21 protein-coding genes are annotated in these 20,475 nt (G+C 59.8%); 9 read left to right on the top strand and 12 right to left on the bottom strand.

Features of this window, described 5'->3' with window-relative positions; genetic code table 11:
* Nucleotides 1-33: 33 nt before the first annotated feature.
* The 3 genes from I6I07_RS25870 to I6I07_RS25860 form a co-directional block, all read right to left on the bottom strand.
* Nucleotides 34-651 carry a hypothetical protein gene (locus I6I07_RS25870; RefSeq protein WP_198484280.1) on the bottom strand — a complete coding sequence of 206 codons (618 nt, stop codon included), beginning with the start codon at nt 649-651 and terminating at the stop codon, nt 34-36.
* 106 nt (nt 652-757) lie between these two features.
* Entirely contained in the window at nt 758-1,225 is a 468-nt protein-coding gene (locus tag I6I07_RS25865; protein WP_198484279.1) for an HNH endonuclease, read from the bottom strand.
* Between the two features lie 298 nt (nt 1,226-1,523).
* Nucleotides 1,524-5,324: an RNA-directed DNA polymerase gene (locus I6I07_RS25860; protein WP_198484278.1), complete on the bottom strand. Its 3,801-nt coding sequence runs from the start codon at nt 5,322-5,324 to the stop codon at nt 1,524-1,526.
* A gap of 392 nt (nt 5,325-5,716) precedes the next feature.
* Between I6I07_RS25860 and I6I07_RS25855 the strand changes: the two genes are divergently transcribed.
* The 8 genes from I6I07_RS25855 to I6I07_RS25820 all read left to right on the top strand — a co-directional run bounded on the left by I6I07_RS25855 (nt 5,717) and on the right by I6I07_RS25820 (nt 12,190).
* Nucleotides 5,717-6,046, top strand: coding sequence for a hypothetical protein (locus I6I07_RS25855; protein WP_198484277.1), 330 nt, complete (start codon nt 5,717-5,719; stop codon nt 6,044-6,046).
* Nucleotides 6,047-6,165: 119 nt separating this feature from the next.
* On the top strand, nt 6,166-6,846 hold the full coding sequence (locus tag I6I07_RS25850) for an RraA family protein (protein ID WP_006394591.1): 681 nt from the start codon (nt 6,166-6,168) through the stop codon (nt 6,844-6,846).
* Nucleotides 6,843-8,096: an aminotransferase class I/II-fold pyridoxal phosphate-dependent enzyme gene (locus I6I07_RS25845; protein WP_198484276.1), complete on the top strand. Its 1,254-nt coding sequence runs from the start codon at nt 6,843-6,845 to the stop codon at nt 8,094-8,096. Before I6I07_RS25850 ends, I6I07_RS25845 begins: the two co-directional genes overlap by 4 nt.
* Nucleotides 8,097-8,167: 71 nt before the next feature.
* Complete coding sequence (locus I6I07_RS25840; RefSeq protein WP_198484275.1) at nt 8,168-8,989, top strand: ABC transporter substrate-binding protein; 822 nt, start codon at nt 8,168-8,170, stop codon at nt 8,987-8,989.
* Between the two features lie 17 nt (nt 8,990-9,006).
* A complete protein-coding gene (locus I6I07_RS25835; RefSeq protein WP_198484274.1) occupies nt 9,007-9,696 on the top strand; it encodes an amino acid ABC transporter permease in 690 nt (229 codons plus the stop codon).
* Complete coding sequence (locus I6I07_RS25830) at nt 9,689-10,378, top strand: amino acid ABC transporter permease (RefSeq protein ID WP_006386294.1); 690 nt, start codon at nt 9,689-9,691, stop codon at nt 10,376-10,378. The genes I6I07_RS25835 and I6I07_RS25830 overlap by 8 nt, the downstream gene beginning before the upstream one ends.
* Nucleotides 10,379-10,440: 62 nt before the next feature.
* Nucleotides 10,441-11,175 (top strand): amino acid ABC transporter ATP-binding protein, encoded by a 735-nt coding sequence (locus I6I07_RS25825; protein WP_198484273.1) that lies wholly within the window; start codon nt 10,441-10,443, stop codon nt 11,173-11,175.
* 49 nt (nt 11,176-11,224) lie between these two features.
* Nucleotides 11,225-12,190, top strand: a complete 966-nt coding sequence (locus tag I6I07_RS25820; protein WP_420094524.1) for a LysR family transcriptional regulator — start codon at nt 11,225-11,227, stop codon at nt 12,188-12,190.
* 118 nt (nt 12,191-12,308) lie between these two features.
* On the opposite strand, the gene I6I07_RS25815 is transcribed toward I6I07_RS25820, so the two are convergent.
* From I6I07_RS25815 to I6I07_RS25785, 7 genes are all read right to left on the bottom strand, one after another.
* Nucleotides 12,309-13,028: an RES domain-containing protein gene (locus tag I6I07_RS25815; protein WP_054431245.1), complete on the bottom strand. Its 720-nt coding sequence runs from the start codon at nt 13,026-13,028 to the stop codon at nt 12,309-12,311.
* Between the two features lie 13 nt (nt 13,029-13,041).
* A complete protein-coding gene (locus I6I07_RS31755; protein ID WP_232625746.1) occupies nt 13,042-13,698 on the bottom strand; it encodes a hypothetical protein in 657 nt (218 codons plus the stop codon).
* A 10-nt stretch (nt 13,699-13,708) separates the two neighbouring features.
* Complete coding sequence (locus tag I6I07_RS25805; RefSeq protein WP_156333311.1) at nt 13,709-14,119, bottom strand: hypothetical protein; 411 nt, start codon at nt 14,117-14,119, stop codon at nt 13,709-13,711.
* Between the two features lie 38 nt (nt 14,120-14,157).
* Nucleotides 14,158-15,882, bottom strand: a complete 1,725-nt coding sequence (locus I6I07_RS25800; RefSeq protein ID WP_198484272.1) for a nicotinate phosphoribosyltransferase — start codon at nt 15,880-15,882, stop codon at nt 14,158-14,160.
* A gap of 22 nt (nt 15,883-15,904) precedes the next feature.
* Complete coding sequence (prs, locus tag I6I07_RS25795) at nt 15,905-16,810, bottom strand: ribose-phosphate diphosphokinase (RefSeq protein ID WP_198484271.1); 906 nt, start codon at nt 16,808-16,810, stop codon at nt 15,905-15,907.
* Between the two features lie 90 nt (nt 16,811-16,900).
* Nucleotides 16,901-17,551 carry an NUDIX hydrolase gene (locus tag I6I07_RS25790; RefSeq protein WP_198484270.1) on the bottom strand — a complete coding sequence of 217 codons (651 nt, stop codon included), beginning with the start codon at nt 17,549-17,551 and terminating at the stop codon, nt 16,901-16,903.
* A 72-nt stretch (nt 17,552-17,623) separates the two neighbouring features.
* Nucleotides 17,624-18,496, bottom strand: coding sequence for an aldo/keto reductase family oxidoreductase (locus I6I07_RS25785; protein WP_198484269.1), 873 nt, complete (start codon nt 18,494-18,496; stop codon nt 17,624-17,626).
* A gap of 108 nt (nt 18,497-18,604) precedes the next feature.
* Here I6I07_RS25785 and I6I07_RS25780 point away from each other — a divergent pair, with 108 nt between their 5' ends.
* Nucleotides 18,605-19,504, top strand: coding sequence for a LysR family transcriptional regulator (locus tag I6I07_RS25780; RefSeq protein WP_198484268.1), 900 nt, complete (start codon nt 18,605-18,607; stop codon nt 19,502-19,504).
* Nucleotides 19,505-19,528: 24 nt separating this feature from the next.
* Here I6I07_RS25780 and I6I07_RS25775 read toward each other — a convergent pair whose 3' ends face one another.
* Both I6I07_RS25775 and I6I07_RS25770 read right to left on the bottom strand, forming a co-directional pair.
* A complete protein-coding gene (locus I6I07_RS25775) occupies nt 19,529-19,867 on the bottom strand; it encodes a hypothetical protein (protein WP_198484267.1) in 339 nt (112 codons plus the stop codon).
* Nucleotides 19,868-19,986: 119 nt separating this feature from the next.
* The gene (locus tag I6I07_RS25770; RefSeq protein ID WP_198484266.1) at nt 19,987-20,370 is read right to left on the bottom strand and encodes an I78 family peptidase inhibitor; all 384 of its coding nucleotides are present in this window, start codon (nt 20,368-20,370) and stop codon (nt 19,987-19,989) included.
* Nucleotides 20,371-20,475 lie beyond the last annotated feature (105 nt).

Raw genomic sequence — 20,475 nt, 5'->3', positions numbered from 1 at the left:
GGCGGCCGCGCCGGGAATTAATGGAATTGCTGTTTAGGCTAGGGGCGAATCGAAAAGAAATGGGAACTCTGCTTCACATCCATCTCGCAGTTTCCTAGCCAAATCGTTTGCGCGTTCACCAATGCCCTCTTCGTGCGTAGCGAGATCTAAATAATAATTCATACTTTCGTGCTGCGTATATATTATCCAGTCTCCAGTTAGCCCCCGCTTTGCTCTTTCCTCGTAGCCGTCGATAACCAAGCGATGCGTCAGATTACCTACCCATTGGTCAAAATTATCACCATGCTCCTGCGCCACTTCGCTAATAAGTCGGTCAAAGTCCTTATTTCCTCCTGCCACTAAATTCCATCGGATCTCAATATTCTTGAAAAGGTGCTTGCTAGAAGAGAAATGCTTGTGGAGAAACGGTTTAAGAGCAGAGTGCTTAAAGGATGCTTCTGGCTTTGTTCGTGTTGTTGAGCGTATGCCTTCCAAATAATCCAACTCATCTAACACTGCAAATTTATCGAAATAAGGGTTTGACCTGTCCAGCAAGCGAATGGCCAGTACAACACTGATGCGCCCTGCATAAGGGCGATCTCGGACAGCCTCAAGCTTCAACCTGGAAATCTGTTCGGAGCTCAGATGTATTAGTAATTTTTCCTCATTCATGGCTACCTTTTTGCATTGCAACTAAAATCATCAGCAAGATCACAGTTTGGATTCTACGTGTACCCTTGCGGGGGGGCTTGATTAATTGCAATATACGATAGGGATGTCAGGGTGCAGTGGCATCATTTGTTGACGCAAAGCCGTTAGCTTTAAGGATTGCATTTCTTGTGGGCAGTGATGCTTGGTTCCACACTATGTATGCCTGTTCTATTCGCGAAGTGTCAAGCCGCACATCACTATCGAATCCTTGAAGCATGTTAATCGTACTCAAAGTCGACTTGCTTAAATAATACCATTCTTCGACATGATGCTTGTGTTCGCGGCTCTTCATGACGAGAAGGTTCAACATCAGCGAAATATCTTCAGCTTTTTCTCCCCCCTGCGCATCCATAGGTAGTTGCATGTTGGGCCTACCATTGAAGCCGCTATGCAGTTCCTTGTGGCATCTGCGGCAGAGAGTGATTCCATTTCCCGGTTCATACCGGGCAGACGGAAGGAAGCTCTTGCGGAAAATATGATGGGCTGCAAGGTCCTGCTTGCTTCCACATTGCAGGCAGTTAGTTCCGTCACGCATTCGGATGAAGATGCTCCAAAGCCGTATGCAAGTTAGATGGGACTGGTTAGTTGCTAGCGCGCGTATAAGCTTTGATCGTGAGTCGTGTATTTGTTGAGCTGGATCTATCATTATAATAAATATAAATTATTGGGCTTTGGATGGGAGGGTAACTTAGAAGCATTGCTTCTAGCACTCGGTTGGTCTGATTGCTACTGGGTTTCGACTTATCCACGAAGCTCCTCGTCCGAGTATTATCTGTGTTCATGGACGGCGGAGTGATTCAGGGAGGTTGCTGCCGTAGTTGCTGTTGTTGGATTCAGAGCTCTTGCGCAGATCTTTTACGAATATTTAGTCCTGCGGGTGGCGTTTTTCCAATTTTTATTTTGATTTCCTCTTTGGATACCGTTGTCTGTCCCATCTGAGATTTTGGGCCAAAATCGTCAATAGGTATATCAAAAATGGTTGCCGTGATGTGGCCCGAGCCGTGTATGTGAGCAATCTGTCGCTTGTGCTCCAAGTCATAGGGAGCTTGCGCTGTAGACCCTCCGAACTCACCAGTATTCGCAATAACGATATGTTGATACATGTGATATCGGAGAGCGCTGACCATACCATCGAAGGTTTTTATGTCGTTGTTCATCGCAAGTACGACAAAAGTGTGCGTGAGATCGCGCAAGTCGGCAGCTAGAGAAAGGTCGGTCGCATCGTAGCAGATAGCCCCACTTATGCGATAAAAATCCTGGTCGGAGAAAACTAACTTCACTAGAACTTGGTGAGGTCGCCATCCAATTATTTGGGGTAATTTTGCTTCTTCGGGCGTTAGAGTTTTCTTTCCTTGGTCTATACGAATCCAGGAGCGGCGGGTGCCCGCTCTGTTTGGGATTAACCATCTGGCCGTGTTTATATATGTGTCGGAATTTCTTGGGTGCTTGGCGCCAACAATTCCGAAGAAAATTATCGCCCCAGTTGCATCAGAGAATGATCGCAAAAGGTCTTGATCATCGGGGTGAACCCCATACTCTGGAATTAGAACTAGATCAATATCTGGGCCGTCTTCTTTCTTCAATATGGCTTGTCGGGCCAATATTTTATTGTGAGCAATCTTCAGGATACTAGCTAAATGGTCCCGATGCCGACCCCTATATGAGTCGGTGTCTAACGTGCTCAAACCGCTCGAAAAATCTGCGACTGCCGGCATTAATCCTTGGATCATTAGGATCCGCAGCTTTCTGGAATCTCGGAGTTTCCAGGAAATAGGGTATTCATAAACGGGTAGGTTGGAACTTTTTCCAAATAGTGCTCGTTGGTGTGCGATGCGTTTCCTTAATACCGATATGAGTTCATCCTTGCTAAAGTCTCCCGCGAGATTGGGAATTTCTCTAGGTGAGCTCATTCTTCCTGGCCACGCCAAAAGATTGGTAATTAATTCAGAAATCCATGGGGTAAAAGCAGATGTGGTGGCACCCAGATTGTAGGGGTCATGTGATATACCAATCCGGCGTTTGTCCCAGCTAGTTTTCAGCCCGTGATATTTTTGATGATCCGCTCGTAGAATCCATGATCGCGCTGTAAAGTCAGGCTCTCCTATTGCCAGTGATCTAAGAATTCGGCCCAACGCGTATTGCCACTCATGCGTCTTTTTTATCCACGACGGAGTGATGTAATGTGGGTCAATAGGTACGAAATGTGATTTTTTTTGAACTTCTAAGGTTCGAGAATTTAGTCTCTCAAGGTCTGCCCATTTTTTTACTCTTATTTCGATGGATATGGGACTTAGATTTGAGTAATCATGGGTCTCAAAAAAATCTGATCGACATATTCCGAGGGCTAGCGTGAGTAACGCATTTTCAGAGCCGAAGGGCGACGAGATATGCATCATGGCATCTGCTAGAGATATCCACTCTCCTGTAGGGAGTTGGTCTTTCATGGCAAACCATCGGGACTCTGCATAGATTTTGAGATGTTCTGGAACTTCGTGAGGTAAAGATATAATTCTATTTTGATGTGATGTAATTATTTCTTCTGCTAGAGAGTAATCGAGATCACATATGGTCTTCATCGCCGAGGATAGGTCGTCGGCGGTTATGGATTTTGAATAATTTTCAAACCATTTTTGGTGATGATGCGTATCTTGTTTTATCTGGTGACCGATTATAGATATTCCGGAGAATCTGTTCGGATCGGGTTTGAAATGTATCCTATAGCTCGGAAATAGGTATCCTTGTAGTAGGATGTGGTTTCTGTAAATTGATTTTCTAGGGAGAGTGTGCCGTATTTTTCTTGTGCTTAGGAAAAATGAGGCTTGTTGTACTGCATACCAAGGGGTTTGCTCATTGGATAGCAGTTCCCGTGCGCAATTGATTAGTGTATTTCTGTACTCAGGTAAATCTCCAACGGAGAAACTTGAGTCCTCTTCTATCCAAAATCCCGTTTCTGTTGCAGCGGCTCTAAATATTTCGGTGATAATATAAAATGCGTGACATTTTGCGTGTAAATGCGTATTTATAAATGCCGCATTTTTCAATTCAGTCAGAATTGGTTCGATAAGTTCTGCTGAGGGGAAGGTATTTAGTGCGTATTTAAGAACTTGAACTTGAGAAGGATTGAATAACCAAATTCCTATCAGCCTTCTCGAAAGAGCTTCAAATTCATATTCTAGAGCCCTCCTTGCGCTAACTCCATCTACTTCACTGCTTAAATCACTAAAAATACGCTTTTCTCTGAGAACCTTGGAGAGGCGATAGGCGGAGAATCGTGTCAGTGTGTCGTCTTTGACTTCATTTTTGGGGCGAGCTATCGCTGCAAGAGGGGAGCGGGAATTGTGGAGACTTTTGTTGGCCTGTATATGAAATCCTAGTTCCGCAGTGGCCAACAGTCCATTTAGCCCTGCTTCTGTCTGGACGAGAGAGTTGAGATCAAATGGCCCGCTTAACTGAGCCTGTAGAGCATTCATTGTCGCCGCAACACCAGTTAGTCGTCCGGAGTAGGAGAACAATTCAGCTTCGGTCTTAGAGGAATTAAAAGACAGTCGTTGGGTCTGAGATGTTTGTTTATCCAAAAAATCTTGAGCCCAGTTTTCTACCAGAGCACCTAGCGAAGGTTCGCTGATCTTTGCCGATGTGGAAACTACCAGTCTTAAGTCGTCGACATATCGGCAATAGTCAATAATTTCTATTCTGGTGTTGTCGTGGTATAGCGTCGTATTTAAAGATGAGGCTATAGCCCTGTCAAATTTTAGTAAATATGCGTTTGCGAAGAAGCCGGAGGAGGTTAATCCTTGCGGCAAGCCCTTTGGGAGTTTTTTATTTCTTAATATAGGAATGTAGGTCTTTGCATATTTATTCCATTCGAATTTAAGAATTGCTCTTGCAATGTTCCAGAAATCTTCATCTGCCTCCGGTCGTTGATGTTTTAGTCGAAAGAAATCATACTCTGATTTTATTGTATTTATGAGAAATTCAATATCAATGTTGTCGTAGAATGAAGATATGTCTAGTTTTATAACGTATGTGTTTTCTTCGCTTTTTATCGTAAGGGCTTCTGCGGTTGCGGCTGGTCTGGATACGAAGCTCTTATAATCTTCTGAAAATTTGCTATAAGTTTCAGAATTTCCCCAGGAAAATTCCGCGAGTCCTTCTTTATCGTATTTGCAGTGCAATCGATTTCCATAGCTATAGGTTTTGTGTTTTTTATAGTTGTCATTTGTTCCGGGTTCGCCCTGGGCAGACTCAATGCATTCTGCAACGCAAAGCATGAGGGCAGTGGAAATGACTTGATCTCGCATGAGAACATGAGCTAGGGGCCTCATGATCGCAGACTCGCTTTGATTATCCGGTACCCAATCGTCCGCGGAAAAGGCCCAAAGTGCGGACTTGGGGGCCGGTATCATCCTCAGCGGAAAGGTCTTGTAGCTTCCGTCGCGTACTGAGTTTGCCAACTGAATTAGGTGGTGCTCCAGCTCGATTGCCGAGCAATCTAAATGCAAATTGTCTGCATAAGAATTGTGATTTCTAATATAAGTGTGAGCTTTCTTCCAAGCGTGGGAAAGTACGATTATGTCGGTAATTGAGTCTATTTTTGGGGATAAAATATTATACTTATCTTTAATTGATTTCATTTTATAAGCTCAATTCTGTTGTTGAAATTGAATTTTTTGATTTTTCAGGTAATGATATTGGGCTTGTCGTGGCTCTGCAAGCCTGGCTTCCCGCTGCAATAGTATTTGCAAACTTGACCCAAACAACGGTCAGCCTTTTAGCGCTTCAAACAAAAAACTGACGCTTCCACCAAGCCGGACTGTTTGCCTCAAGTTGAGGTAAGAAATTTTGTTGGCTGTAGTGCTTCTTCTTTAGTCGCGCAAACGTCCCACTCTGCACTTCCTCTCCGTCTCTCGTCGTATACTGCACCCCTACCTTTCTATCGGTAGTCCGGTTTGGAAGCCGGAAAGCTATAGGCGTAGATAGCCGCAACGCATCGCGGCCTGATTTCACCCTATAGGAGGCAGCCCCCATGCCGCACCCCCTAACCCAAAACCCCTGGCAAGTCGACACCGACCGCGAATCCGGCCCCGTCTCCCTCTCCCACCTCCACCAACTAGACCGCACCCGCTACGCCATCCAGACCATCGCCCGCGTGGTCGGCAACAGCGCGTCCGAACCCGACGCCACCGGCTCCCCACCGCTGGACCCCTGGGCAGTCACCGCTCTGATGGGCGGCGTCGAAAGCCTCTGCGAGCACCTCGGCACCCTGACCGAAGCCATGCTCGACCAGGCCCTGCAACCCGACGACGACAGGGAAGCCCCCAACCCCACCCACAACGCTCCCCCCTCGATCCAATAACATCCACGAAAATAATTCCTACATAACCGGGAATTTATATCGTTTTGAGGATCGCCCCGCGAGGCCTTGTAATGCGTGTTCGCTTATTGCCGTTCACGCCTTCAAGAAAATTCCTCGCTATGAATCCCATCGGATACCGCATTCTTCCCCGGCCCGCGCCGGCCGTCGCTGCTGACGTGCTGGCCGGTTTTGCCGCCATTGGCTCGGCCCAGATCAGCGATTGCATGAACCGCCTGTACGGCGTCAGCGGGCTGCGTCCGCTGCATGCCGGCAACCAGCGCACGGTTGGCCTGGCGCTGACCGTGAAGACGCGGCCCGGCGATAACCTGATGATCCACAAGGCGATTTCGCTGGGTGGCGCGGGTGACGTGATCGTGGTCGATGGCGCCGGCGATACCAGCAATGCGCTGGTGGGCGAGTTGATGATGATGGACGCGCAGGGGCGCGGCATCGCCGGGTTCGTGATCGACGGCGCGGTGCGTGACCTGGATGTGTTCGCGCAGGGGCAGTTCGGCTGCTTTGCGCGCGCGGTGTCGCACAAGGGGCCGTACAAGGATGGTCCGGGCGAGATCAATGTGCCGGTGTCGGTGGGCGGCCAGGTGGTCAACCCGGGCGATGTAGTGGTCGGCGATGCCGACGGTGTGGTGGTGATTCCCGCCGAGCATGCGGCGGCGGTGTTGGCGCTGGCGACCAAGAAGGAAGCCGACGAGGCGGTGGCCAAGGAGAAGCTGCGCGCCGGCACCTACACCAAGCCCTGGCTGGAGAAGACCCTGGCCGAGAAGACGGGAGCCGCGAAGTGAACCAAACCCCGACGCAAACCCAGGCTCAGACTCAGCCCTCGCAAGCCGCCAGCATCGTCGCCGACCGCATCAAGCGCATCAAGCTGTCGCCCAGCGTGGCGGCGCGCGCCATCATCGCCGAGCTGCGCGAGCAGGGCCGGCGCATCATCGACCTGACGATCGGCGAGCCGGATTTCTCGACGCCGGAGCATATCCGCCAGGCAGCCACGGCCGCGATGAACCGGGGCGAGACCAAGTATCCGCCGGCCCAGGGCACGGTGGCGCTGCGGAAGGCGGCGCGGACGCATTTGCTGGAAGCGACCGGCATCGATTACCCGGCGGCGCGCATCATTGTCAGCACGGGCGCCAAGCAGGTGATCTTCAACGGGCTGGCGGCGACGCTGAACGAGGGCGACGAGGTGCTGATTCCGGCGCCGTTCTGGGTGTCGTATCCGGACATGGTGCTGGTCAACGGCGGGGTGCCGGTGACGGTGCCGACCACGCCGGCCACGGATTACAAGCTGACGCCGGAGGCGCTGGAGCGCGCCATCACGCCGCGCACCAAGTGGCTGATGATGAACGCGCCCAGCAATCCGACGGGCTCGGTCTACACTGCCGACGAGCTGCGCGGGCTGACCGCGGTGCTCGAGCGCCATCCGCATGTCTGGCTGATGACGGACGATATTTATGCGCGGTTGAACTTCACCGACGCGCCGACGGTGCATCCGTTGCAGGTGGCGCCGGCGCTGGCGGCGCGCACGCTGGTGGTCAATGGCGTGTCCAAGGCCTATGCGATGACGGGCTGGCGCATCGGTTACGGCGCCGGGCCGGACGAGCTGATCAAGGCGATGGCGATTCTGCAGTCGCAGAGCACGTCGGGCGCGTCGTCGGTGAGCCAGGCGGCAGCGCTGGCGGCGCTGTCGGGGCCGCAGGACTGCGTGACGGAGTTTGCGCGGGTGTTCCGCGAGCGCCGCGATCTGGCGGTGGCGGAGCTGTCCGGCACGCCGGGGCTGGCGATCGTGGTGCCGCAGGGCGCGTTCTACGTGTTTCCGGATTGCTCGGGGCTGCTGGGCAAGCGCACGCCGGCAGGCGATGTGATCCGCACCGATACCGACCTGACGCATTACCTGCTGCGCGAGGCTGGCGTGGCGGTGATCGACGGCCATGCCTATGGCGCGCCGGGCACGTTCCGGCTGTCGTTCGCGGCGTCGCTGGACGATATCCGGCAAGGCTGCGCGGCGATCCGCGAGGCCTGCGCCAAGCTCGCCTGATTGTTCCCCGGCCCGCCAACGAGCGGGCCGGTTCTGTTTTTTGTTCAAACCACAACACAAGGGGAATCACCATGAAACGCCAATCTTTCCTGGCCGTCTGCCTGGGCCTGGCCGCGCTGTCGCTGGGCGCGGGCGCCCATGCCGACCAGGTCGCGGACATCAAGGCCCGCGGCGAATTGATCTGCGGCACGCTGGGCACGTCGCAGCCGTTCAGCTTCCAGGACGCGGCGACGCGCCAGCTGGTGGGCTATGACGTCGACATGTGCAAGCTGGTGGCCGACAAGCTGGGCGTGAAGGTCAGCTACAAGCTGCTGTCGGTGGCGGCGCGCGTGCCGGAGCTGAACGAGGGGCGCGTCGATATCCTGGCGGCGAACCTGGGCTATTCGCCGGACCGCGCCGAGCAGATCGCTTTCAGCCACGCGTACTACGTCAGCCCGCAGAAGCTGCTGGTGCGCAAGGATTCGGGGCTGGACACGATCGAGTCGCTGAACGGCCGCCGCGTCGGCGCGACCAAGGGTTCCAGTTCGGAGCGCGAGATCAAGCGCATTCTCGATAAGTCGCAGGTGATCGGTTACGGCGACAGCTCGGCAACGTATCTGGCCCTGCAGCAGAAGAAGGTGGACGCGCAGTTCGCGTCGGAACTGGTGCTGGTGCGCCTGGTGCTGCAGAGCCCGCCGACGGCGCCGGTCAGCGTGATCGCCAAGTCGGTGTTCGACGAGCCGTGGGGCCTGGGCGTGCGCAAGTCGGAGCCGGGCATGCTGACGGTGGTGAACCAGGCGCTGGACGAGGCGGAAAGCTCGGGCGTGGCCGCGCAGCTGTTCGACAAGTGGTTCGGCGCGCAGACGCCGTACAAGCTCGAACGCGGTTTCAAGATCGGCCCCATCGCGGGCTGAGCGCCGGTGCCCGTGCAATGAGCTTACTTGACGCTTCGCAATACCAGCTGCTGCTCAGCGGCATGGGGGTGACGCTGCAGCTGTTCCTGGTGTCCTGGGTGATGGCGTTCACGATCGCGGTGACGCTGGTCGTGGTGCGCGCCACCAACCTGGCGCCGTGCCGCTGGCTGGTCGACGCCTATGTGGAATACCACCGCAACGTGCCGCTGCTGGTGCAGGTGCTGTTCTGGTACTTCGGCATGCCCGAGCTGCTGCCGGAGGGGTTCCGGATGTGGCTGTACCAGCACAACGCCGAGATGTCGCTGGCGGCGATCGCGCTGGCGCTGGGGTCGGCCGCCTATATCGCCGAGGACATCCGCAGCGGGCTGCGCGCCATTCCCGGCACGCAGTTCGAGGCGGCCCGGGCGCTGGGCGCCAGCTATCTGCAATGCATGCGCTTCGTGATCGTGCCGCAGGCGGTACGGATTTCCATTCCGCCGCTGGTGGGGCGCGCCTTGCTGCTGTTCAAGAACACCAGCGTGGCCATGGCCATCGGCGTGATGGAGCTGACCTACCAGGCGCGCGAGATCGAGAACGAGACCTACCGCACGTTCGCCACGTTTGGCGCGGCGACCCTCATGTATCTGCTGGGATCCTTCCTGATCATGCTGATCGGATCGCGCATCTATGCGCGCTACCGCCTGAACCGGGGAGGCCACGGTGCTTGATCTCCTGTCGCAATACTGGCCGACGCTGCTGGTTGGCCAATACCCCAATGGGCCGCTGGGCGGCCTGGCGCTGACGCTGATCCTGGCGTTGTGCGGCCTGGCGTTGTCGCTGCCGCTGGCGCTGGCCATCGCGCTGGCGCGGGTCAGTCCGTTTGGCTGGCTGCGCGTGGCCAGCAAGACGCTGGTCAACGTGGTGCGCGGCATGCCGCTGCTGATGCTGATCTTCTGGGCCTATTTCGTCATTCCGAAGCTGACGGGGCAGGTGATCAGCGGCTTCTGGACGCTGATCGCGGCGCTGGTGGTGTACGAGAGCGCGTATCTGTCGGAGGTGATCCGCTCGGGCATCGAGGCGGTGCCGCGCGGCCAGATCGAGGCCTCGCGTTCGCTGGGCGTGGGCTACTGGACCACGATGCGCCGGGTGGTGCTGCCGCAGGCGCTGTTCAACGTGCTGCCCAGCATGACCAGCCAGTTCGTCTCGACCATCAAGGAGACCTCGCTGGGGTATGTGATCAGCGTGAACGAACTGACGTTTGCCGCCAACCAGGTCAACAACCTGGTGCTGACCAAGCCGCTGCAGGTGTTCGGCATCCTGGCCATCATCTATTTCCTGGTGTGCTTCAGCCTGAGCCGCGGCCTGTCCTGGCTGGACCTGCGCATCCGCCGCCAGCGCGCCATGGCCTAGGGCCCGTGCGAGGCCCCTTTTAGCGCGAACAGGCCCTGAGCCGGCGCTTATCGGAATTCATCATGATCAAGCTTGAGAAAGTCAATAAATGGTACGGCGAGCACCACGTCCTGAAGGACGTGGACCTGTCGGTGGAGCGCGGCGAGGTGCTGGTGGTGTGCGGGCCGTCGGGCTCGGGCAAGTCCACCATGATCCGCACCATCAACCGGTTGGAACCGATCGAGAAGGGCCGCATCCTGATCGACGACGCCGACATCTACGGCAAGGGCGTCAACCTGAACGCGCTGCGCCAGAAGATCGGTTTCGTGTTCCAGCAGTTCAACCTGTTTCCGCACATGAGCGTGCTGGACAATGTGGTGTTCGCGCCGGTCAACATCCGCAAGCAGCCGCGCAAGCAGGCCACCGAGCTGGCGCGCCAGCTGCTGGCGCGGGTGGGGCTGGAGCACAAGATCGACGCCTATCCCGGCTCGCTGTCGGGCGGCCAGCAGCAGCGCGTGGCGATCGCCCGCGCGCTGGCGCTGCAACCGCCGGTGATGCTGTTCGACGAGCCCACCAGCGCGCTCGACCCGGAGATGGTGGGCGAGGTGCTGCAGGTGATGAAGGGCCTGGCCAAGGACGGCATGACCATGGTCTGCGTGACGCACGAGATGGGGTTCGCGCGGGACGTGTGCGACCGGGTGGTGTTCATGGATGCGGGCGAGATCCTGGAAGTGGATACGCCGGAGCGCTTCTTCAGCGCGCCGCGGCATCCGCGGGCGCAGCGGTTTCTGGCGGATATCTTGCATCCGCGAGGGTAGGGCGGGGCGCGCAGCCGCGCTGCTGTCGACGATAATGTGAGGGTTCTTCATGCATTTCACGTCCACCGCCGCGATGTACACCCTCAAACAGCTGGAGGCGTTCTACTGGAGCTCGCAACTGGGCAGCTTCAGCGCGTCCTCGCGCAAGCTGCACACCACCCAGTCGGCGGTCGCCAAGCGGGTAGGGGAACTTGAAGCCTTCGCCGGCGCGCCGCTGTTCGAGCGCCGCGCCAAGAAGCTGGTGATGACGGCCCAGGGCCGCAAGCTGTTCGAACTGGCGCGCGAGATGCTGGACCTGAACAGCCGCATCGTGCAGAACATGGCCGACCCGGCCAGCTTCGAGGGCGTGGTGCGGCTGGGCGTGACCGAGCTGGTCGGCATGACCTGGCTGGCGCGGCTGGTCAGCCAGATCAGCCTGCGCTATCCCAAGGTGCAGCTGATGCCGGAGATCGACGGCGGCATCACGCTGTATGAACGGCTGGAGCAGGACCAGCTGGACCTGGCCATCATGCCGGGGCCGTTCTGGAGCTACCAGTACGACTGCGTCCACCTGGGCGCGGTGACCAACGTCTGGATGGCCAGCCCGTCGCTGGACATCGATTTCTCGGCTCGGTTGGCGCCGCAGGACCTGGCGCCGTATCCGGTGATCTCGCAACCGACCAATTCGGCGCTGTCGCATCTGTACGATGCCTGGTTCGCCGAGCAGGGCCTGTCGGTCAAGCGGGTGCTGACCTGCAACAGCCTGGGCATGATGGCGCAACTGACCATGCTGGGGCTGGGCATCAGCTACCTGCCGGGAGCGTATTTCGCGCCGCTGGTCGAGCGCGGGGCGCTGTGCCAGCTGGATGTCCAGCCGGATCTGCCGACGATCAACTACTACGCGGTGCACAAGAAGAGCATCGTCAATCCGGTGGTGTCGCGGGTGATCGATATCGCGCGGGAAGAATGCGCGTTCGAGGTGGCGGGGGCGTTCCTGCCGCATGTGCCGCCGGCGTTGCGGCAGGGCGGGGAGTAGGGCGGGGCGGCGTTACAACGATCCGTGGCTATTGAGGCAGTTCCGTCCTGGCAGGCCTGCACGCCTGCCAGGACGGAACGTTGCCCAAAGAACGGGTTTACTTTCCCGCCCTCGGACTCTACCGTGGCATGGGCCGCGTTGCGCTTGGCGCGGGTGCGTACAGTGCATCGGCGCGCAAGGCTTCATAGGCGGCGCTCTGCCCGAACGGCTCGTGCGTGATCGTTGCGCCTGCCTTGAGGTCGGACAGAATGTCGCTTCGGATGGCGATCGCCTGATGCCCTCGCATCCGTCTGGAGGGATAGCAGAAACCATCGGGTATTGCATCCGGTTCACGGCTCATCATGGCTTCGCGAAGACGATGCCCGATCCAATGGCACGCTTCGTAGTCGCTCGATGAAATCGTGTCGTGAATGCCAAGCTTGGCACACGCTTCACCCGACAGGTTCCAAAGGCGGAGATCACGGCCGAAGGCCAGGGTGCCGATGACACCGGTTTCAACCGCCGATGGATGTATATAGAAATGCCCCGCGCGCGTGGCGTCGTGTCGGACGAGTTGGCCTTCCCAGAGAGCGGTGGAGAGGTCCCGAGCGAGGTAGAGCCAAGCGTAGGGCAGCGGTTCATCTTCCTGACGCAACGCCATCGGTGGGCCGAACCGATAGGGATTGATCAGGACTTCCGGCAGCAGGTATTTTGCGTCGCCGGCCGTGCGGTATAGAACGGTGCCCGCCGCCAGCCGCTCGACGGAATGGGTCAGCGCGGCCAGCAGGGCGGCGGTACTGGGAACTAGTGCCTGTAGGTGAGACGGCGGCTCGTAACGCGCTTGTTCATCGAATGGCATACCACGACCGATTTCAATCAGTCATGCCCCTTCCTGCATACCTTGCAAGCGCCAGAACCCGCTGCAACCGTTCTGCCGTCGACAGCGAAAGCAGTCGCGCCTGTGCGGGCGATGCTGCGCCTCGATTTTCAAACGGCAGGCCCGCCAACATTTCCGCGGGCGACAGTTCGTTGAGGTCGTCTTGCTGGGTAACGAAAAAAGCATGAAGCTCGAACTGCAACACTCCACGCAACTCGGTGATGACGTGCGGCAAAAGGCTGGGAACCGGATCAACGAACTGCCAGGCCGGGAACATGCGCCCGTTCTGTTTCGCTGACGGCTTCACGCAATAGAGCTTGCCGGCCTTGTCGTATCGATACAGGGTCGTCAACGCGCTCAGCTTTTGCTTCGCAACCACCTCGGCGGGAGACCACATGGTAACTGGCAGAGCGGCCGCCTTTTCTTCGGGCAGCGCTACATTTGCGTCACATACCAACCAATCTTCGAGCTGTCGCACAAGGATGTTCAGCAGGTCGTCCGTGCGGCCAGGTTTCTGGAGCGGGGAGAGCTCCTTGGCCAGCGTGGACGCCATGCTTTTGATCACTGCGTGGGGATCGCCTGGATAGCTTCCATTGACAATCGCCCGGACATCTTTGGGGGTTGCTTGGTACTTAAGTGAGACCAGTCCCATGGTTACCTCCTCAGGCGAATAGCGGCGGTGCTGCGACCGGGGCCATTTGCCGTCGAGTGGTGGCGCTACTGCGCGTCGTGTTGTTTCTGGACGTGGGGGGAGAGCCCGTTGCGATTCGAGCAAGAAGTCGAATGCGCCGCTCGCCCAACAAGCGTCGGACGACCCAGATCAATCTTTCCCTGAGCCGGCCGAGCTCAAGTTTGTGGATGCCGTAGCGTTCTTCCTCTTGATAGGCGATGCCACGAAGCACATCAAACGCATATTCAAGAAAGTCACGACTATTGCTTGTCGGATGGGTCTGCTCATAGCGTTCGACCGCTTCTTGGTACGCCTGGCTTGTAGCCTCGTCCAGGCCGAGCGCCATGATTTCCCTGCAAGTGAGCAGGTTGCTTTCTGAGCGAGACGATACGGTGGCGGTCATGCGACCCTCATGGGTGAACATCCGAGTTGGTTCATAGCTTAGTCTATTTTTTCCACTTTTTCCATTTTTTTCATATTTCTCATCCAGTCAATGCTCCCCGGTTCCGGGCACACCCACGACCCCTGCAACCGTTCCCGGATCTGCGCCAGTCTCTGTTCCACCAGCAGTTGCCCATCCCGAAACACCGGCACCAACGCCCCGCCTTCCGCCTGTTCCTGCGTCTGCTGGTCGCGCAGCACATACCCCGTCGCCGTTTCATCCACCCGCAGCAACCCCTTGGCCGAACGCTTCACGCCCGAGTCGGTCACCGGGTCCTTAACCAGTTCCTGCGGTTCGCCATTGACCTCGGCGTACGTCGCCTTGAGTGCCCAGCCGAAGCTGTCGCGGGTCAGGTATTGGTAGGTGTAGGAGCCGATGCCCAGGACCACGTTGCCGGACGCGAAGCCCTTTTTCTCCAACCGCACCAGGATGTCGCGGCCACGCGCCAGCGTGATCGAATCGCCGTAGATCAGGCCGACGTGCGGGTCCAGCAGCTTGTAGCCGCGCTCGGTCACCACGCCGCCGAAGATGTCCCACAGGCATTGCACCGCGCCGTTGACTTCGGCCTCGCGCAGCGTCTGGCTGGGGCGGGCGTCGTCGTCCAGACGCCAGTAGCGGCCGGTCGCGATATCTCGCACGGCCTCGAATCCGTCGCGGCGGGCGGCGGCCAGGGCCGGAGCGTCTTCCACGCTGGACACGTCCGTGCAGAAGTAGCCGGTCAGGATCTTCACCGGGTCGCCCGAGTCGGGGCGGAACACGACCTTGGCGTTGCCGAAGGGATCAGGCTGGCGCGCCAGGATTTCCGACTTCAATGCGGCGGCGAAGTCGGTGACCACTTGCCAGAAGTCCCAGGTGTCCGACACCACCGACACGATACCGGCCGGATAGACCTGCGTGACCAGGCGGCGGATGGTTTCGATTTCGCCTTCCTTGCTGCCCAGGCACATGACCGAGTGTTCGGTGGCGGGCACCGAGCCGCCGACCAGTTCGCGGTCGGAGTCGGCGCCGTAGATGTCTTCCAGGTAGTCGATGGCCGGGATGGTGTCGGTGCCGGTGAACGACAGCAAGTGGCCAGCGCCGCTCTTGCGGGCGTCGTACAGGCCCGACATGCCGCGCATCGAGAAGTCGTGGCCTTGCCAGTTGACGAAGTCCATCGGGCTGCCGGTCAGGCGGGCGAAGTAGGTCAGGAGCTTGCGATATTCGAAGGCGATGGTGGCCACGGTGGACGGCTTCCACGATTCGCAGCTGAACAGCGTTTCGATGTAGGTGACCAGCCAGGCGAATTCCGGCTTGGTGTTGACGAAGGTGACGGGCGGCACGCGGATGTCGACGCGGGCGCCTTCGGGCAGGGAACGGATCTCCAGCGGCAGATAGCCCAGCTCGTACAGCGCTTGCAGGTGATCGACGGTGACCGCGCCCTTGCCGAGCGCATTGTCGACGCGGCGCTGGTACTGGCGCACGGCGGCGCCGGCGGGCTTGCCGAAGAATTCGCGGTTGAACAGGTCGATCAGGATTTCCTTGATGAAGCCTTGCAGGCCGAACCAGACGATCTTGTTGTCGAACAGTTCGGGCAGCACCGGCGCCAGCCGGGCCGAGCGCGGGGTGAAGTTGGCCAGGATCTTGTTGGTGCCCCTGGGATATTGGAAGGGGTGGCCGGTCTTGTAGAAGTCGGCTTGCAGCAAGGGGTTGATGCCGTTCTTGGTGGTGGGGACGGGGGCATTCATGATGGGGACTCCTGCTTGAGGTTCAGTTGGCCGGGTTGGCGAGCGCGGGGGCGCTGGCGGCTTTGATCGTGTTGGCGGGCAAGGGGGAGTTGGCGTCGTTGACCAGAATGGGCGCGCCGACGCCTTCGCTGGCGGTCCAGTCATAGGCGGTGTAGATCCCGGTGTAGCGGGCGTTCAACTCGGTCAGGCCTTTGCTGAAGAGACCGTGGGTCACGTACAGATAGAGGGGCTGGCGGGTCTTGTCGCGCAGGGCGTTGGCCAGTTCCAGGAAGGTGCGGCCGCCGTCGCAGATGTCGTCGACCACCAGCACCGGTTGCGCGGGGATGTCGTCGGGCACGCGGGTCTCGGTGATGCGGCCGGTTTGCGGGTCGCGGACCTTTTCGGCGTAGCGCACGTCGGCCACGCCGAGCTTTTTGGCCAGGGCCTGCACGCGCTTGCGGGCGCCGGCGTCGGGGGCCATCAGGGTCACGCCGTTGGCGAAGGCGGGGTTGGCCAGCGCGTTCTTCAGGAAGGCGGCGGCGTCGATCACGCGGACGCGTTGCAGCAGGGCGGGGGTGACGTCGCTGTGCGGTTCGACCACGGTGACGGTGGTGTATTGCTGGTCGTTGATCAGCTTGCAGAACACGGCCGCACCCAGCGCCTCGCCGGAGTTGCAGACGCGGTCCTGGCGGGCGTAGGGCACGTAGGGCATGTCCAGGTGCACGGGCGCGGCCGGGTTCAGGCGGCGCAAGGCGTCGGTCAGCAGCAGCAACTGCATGACGTCGTCGGCCGACTTCAGCAGGGCGTGGATGCGGAATTCGCTGGCCGCGTCGGCGCAGGCCTGCAAGGCGGCGGGCACGGTGACCTGGCTTTCGCCGCCGGGGAACACGAACGCGCGGGGCGTTTCGGTTTGGCGTTGTTCTTCTACTACCGCAGTGAGGGTGAACATGATCGAGCCTTGGTGGCAAATTAAAACTAAGTGAGGCAAGTATAAGCCTGCTTATTGTTTCTTTGCAACTAAGGCGAGTTCGGCGTGGAGTTATCCGACGCTGCGGTCGAACAGGGTGAAGTCTTTCAGGCGGTAGAGGCGCGCCGGGCGCTGGGCGCCGTGCACGTGGTCGTCGGTGGCTTCGAGCACGCCCCAGGCTTCCATCTTGCGGCGGAAGTTCGATTTCTCGAGCGTGGTCTGCAGGATGGCTTCGTAGGTGCGCTGCAGCTCGGTCAGGGTGAAGCGTTCCGGCAGCAGGAAGAACGGCAGGGTCGAGTAGCTCGACTTGCCGCGCAGGCGGGCCACGGCGGCGGTGACGATGTCGGCGTGGTCGAAGGCCAGCGGCGGCAGCGCGTCCACGCTGACGAAGCGAAAGCCGGCGGGCGCGGCCTCAAGCTCGGTGGCCGGCACCAGCGCCACGTAAGAGACGGACAGCGACCACTTGCGCGGATCGCGGTCCGGTCCCGAGAACACCTGCAACTGCTCCAGGTAGCGCGGCTCGAAGCCGGTCTTGTCGCGCAGCACGCGGCGGATGCTGGCCTCGGTGCTGGCGTCTTCGTCCACGTGCACCACGCCGCCGGGCAAGGCCATGGCGCCCTTGAACGGCGCGCGGTCGCGCGGGTGCAGGGCGATTTCCAGGCCGGTCGCGCGCAGGGTGAGCAGGACGGCGTCGACGGTGACGAGGGGCTGTGGGTGGTCCAAGTGGGGTTCCGGGCGTGGCACTTCGGGGTAAGGTGCCACTATGCAGCGGATTGGTCAACCGCGCCCGTCGAACTAGCCCGCGGCGCCGATCCCGTCCAGCTCGGCCACGGCCTGCGGCGGCAGCGCCAGGCTGGCCGCGGCGACGTTCTGCCGCAGGTGCGCCAGCGACGAGGTGCCCGGGATCAGCAGGATGTTGGGCGAGCGTTGCAGCAGCCAGGCCAGCGCGGTCTGCATCGGCGTGGCCTGGCACTCGGCGGCCACGCGCTCCAGCGTGGCCGATTGCAGCGGCGAGAAGCCGCCCAGCGGGAAGAACGGCACGTAGGCGATGCCGTCTTGCGCCAACTGCCCGATCAGCGCGTCGTCGGCGCGGTGCGCGATGTTGTACTGGTTCTGCACGCAGACGATGTCGGCGATGCCGCGCGCCTGCGCCACCTGGCGCGCGGTGGCGTTGCTCAGGCCCAGATGGCGTATCAGGCCCTTGCGCTGCAGTTCGGCCAGGGTGGTGAAGGACTGCTCGATGTCGCCCTCGGCGGGACCGGCCACGTCGAACATGAGCCGCAGGTTGACCACGTCCAGGACGTCCAGGCCCAGGTTGCGCAGGTTGTCGTGCACCGCCGATTCGAGTTCGGCGGGCGAATTGGCCAGCAGCCACGAGGCATCGTCGCCGCGTCGCGCGCCGACTTTGGTGACGATGACCAGATCGTCGCGGTAGGGGTGCAGGGCTTCGCGGATCAGTTGGTTGGTGATGTGCGGGCCGTAGAAATCGCTGGTGTCGATGTGGTTGATGCCCAGCGCGAGGGCCTCGCGCAGGACGGCGATGGCTTGCGCCTTGTCCTTGGGCGGTCCGAAGACGTGGGGACCGGCCAGTTGCATGGCGCCGTAGCCCAGGCGGTTGACGGTCAGGTCGCCCAGTGAATAGGCGCCGGCTTGTTGAATCGAGGTCATGAGGTGCTCCAGGGAGGGAATGACAGCGAGTCTAGGGCGGCGCGGGGCGTGCGACAATCCTTGGTAATCGCACAGCTTGTGCACAATGGCGAACAATCGAGGCCGGCCATGTCCAATCTTCAAGACATCAGCGCCTTTGTCGCGGTGGCGACGCACGGGGGATTCCGCGGCGCGGCGCGCCAGACGGGGACCAGCGCGTCGCAGTTGAGCGAAGCCGTGCGCCGGCTGGAAGCCCGGCTGGGCGTGCGGCTGCTGAACCGCACCACGCGTAGCGTGGCGACCACGGCGGCCGGGCAGCGCCTGCTGGAGCAACTGGCGCCCGCGCTGGACGCGGTCGAGTCGGCGCTGGACGTGGCCAACAGCTTTCGCGACCGGCCGGCGGGCCGGCTGCGGCTGAATGTGCCGCTGTCGGCGTCCCGGCTGGTGCTGCCGCGCATCGTGCCGCCTTTCCTGGCCCAGTATCCGGAGATCCGGCTGGAGGTGATCGTTGATGATCGCTTCGTCGAACTGCTGCAGTCCGGTTGCGATGCGGGCATCCGGTACGAGGAAAGCATGGACCAGGACATGGTGGCCATTCCCATCGGGCCCCGGCGCCAGCGCATGGGGGTGGCCGCCGCGCCGGCCTACCTGGCCCGGCATGGGCGGCCGCAGCATCCGGAAGACCTGCGCCAGCATCTCTGCCTGCGTGGCCGCTTCGCCAGCGGCGCCATGCCGCCGTGGGAGTTCGCCAAGGACGGCAAGTCGATCACGGTGGAGGTGGACGGCCCGCTGATCGTCAGCCTGGGAGAGGCGGTGGACCTGGCGGTCGATGCGGCGGTGGCGGGCGCGGGGGTGGTGTTCCTGTTCGAGGAATGGCTGCAGCCCTATCTGGACCGCGGCGAGCTGGAGCCGGTGCTGCAGGATTGGTGGCCGAGTTTCACCGGGCCGTTGCTGTATTTTCCGGGGCGGCGCTATCTGCCGGCGCCGCTGCGCGCGTTCGTGGATTTCGTCCAGGCGACGCGCTGGTAGCGGGCGTTGGCGCGGCCTTGGCCATCAACCCGGCGGCGGCATGCGATCGGCGAACGCCTGCGCCGACAGGCTGAAATCCTCGATCAAGGCCGGGTTCAGTTCCGGGCAGACGCTGCCCCGCATCTGTTGCAACCATTGGTGGAAGGCGGCGAAGAACGCGTCGGTGGCCGGCGTCAGCTCGAACACGCCGGAATCGGTGTGGGTCAGCGCCAGGGCGGCGACGATGCGCTGGAATTGCGTGGGATGGGCCGCGATGTGACGCGGCGGCACCTGCATCAGGGCCCGGATCAGCTTCATTTCCTGGGCCAGGTCCATGATGGTCGGCAGGCTGGCGACTTGCTTGCTGAGAGTATGGAGATCCATGGGCAGGCGAGCCTTCACGAAGATTCCATGAGGGATGGCGGGACATCGGCGCCATCCTGAAAAATCGGGCGCGGGGTGGTCGCGCCCGTCGCGCCCGTTTTGCGGTTCACGCGGGACGTTCAGCCGCAGCGGATCGCCGTCATCACGTCCTTGTCGTCGACGATCAGGTTCAGGCGGGTGTCGTTGTATTCCATGGTGACCAGTTGGCCGGGGCGCAGGATGCGGGCGGTGGTGGCGCCGCTGCGGGTGCGCAGGTCTTCCAGGACGGATTGGGTGGCTTTCTGGCCGATCTGCGATTGCAGCGCGCCGGCGTCGCAGGTCTTGCCAGAGGAGGAGGGGATGGCGGAGGGCGATCCGTACGACGTGCCGGACGTGCTGTCGGAGGCGGCGGGCGAGCTGGAGGAACTGGAGGCGGCGGACGGGGAAGAGGAACGCGGGGCTCCGGAATTGGCGCAGGCGCTCAGCGTGGCTACCAGCAGAACGGGAATCAGCTTGCGGATCATGATCACTCCTGAAAAAGAAAACGTTTCCACGGCGCGGCCGGCGCGAGGGCTGGCGGGCGGCGCGGAAAATCCATCATAGACCAGCCGCCCGCGCCGCGCTTGGCC

Source organism: Achromobacter deleyi (assembly GCF_016127315.1).
Classification (GTDB): domain Bacteria; phylum Pseudomonadota; class Gammaproteobacteria; order Burkholderiales; family Burkholderiaceae_B; genus Achromobacter; species Achromobacter insuavis_A.
Note: the sequence above shows the minus strand (reverse complement) of the source record. Positions and strands in the feature narration are given on the sequence as shown.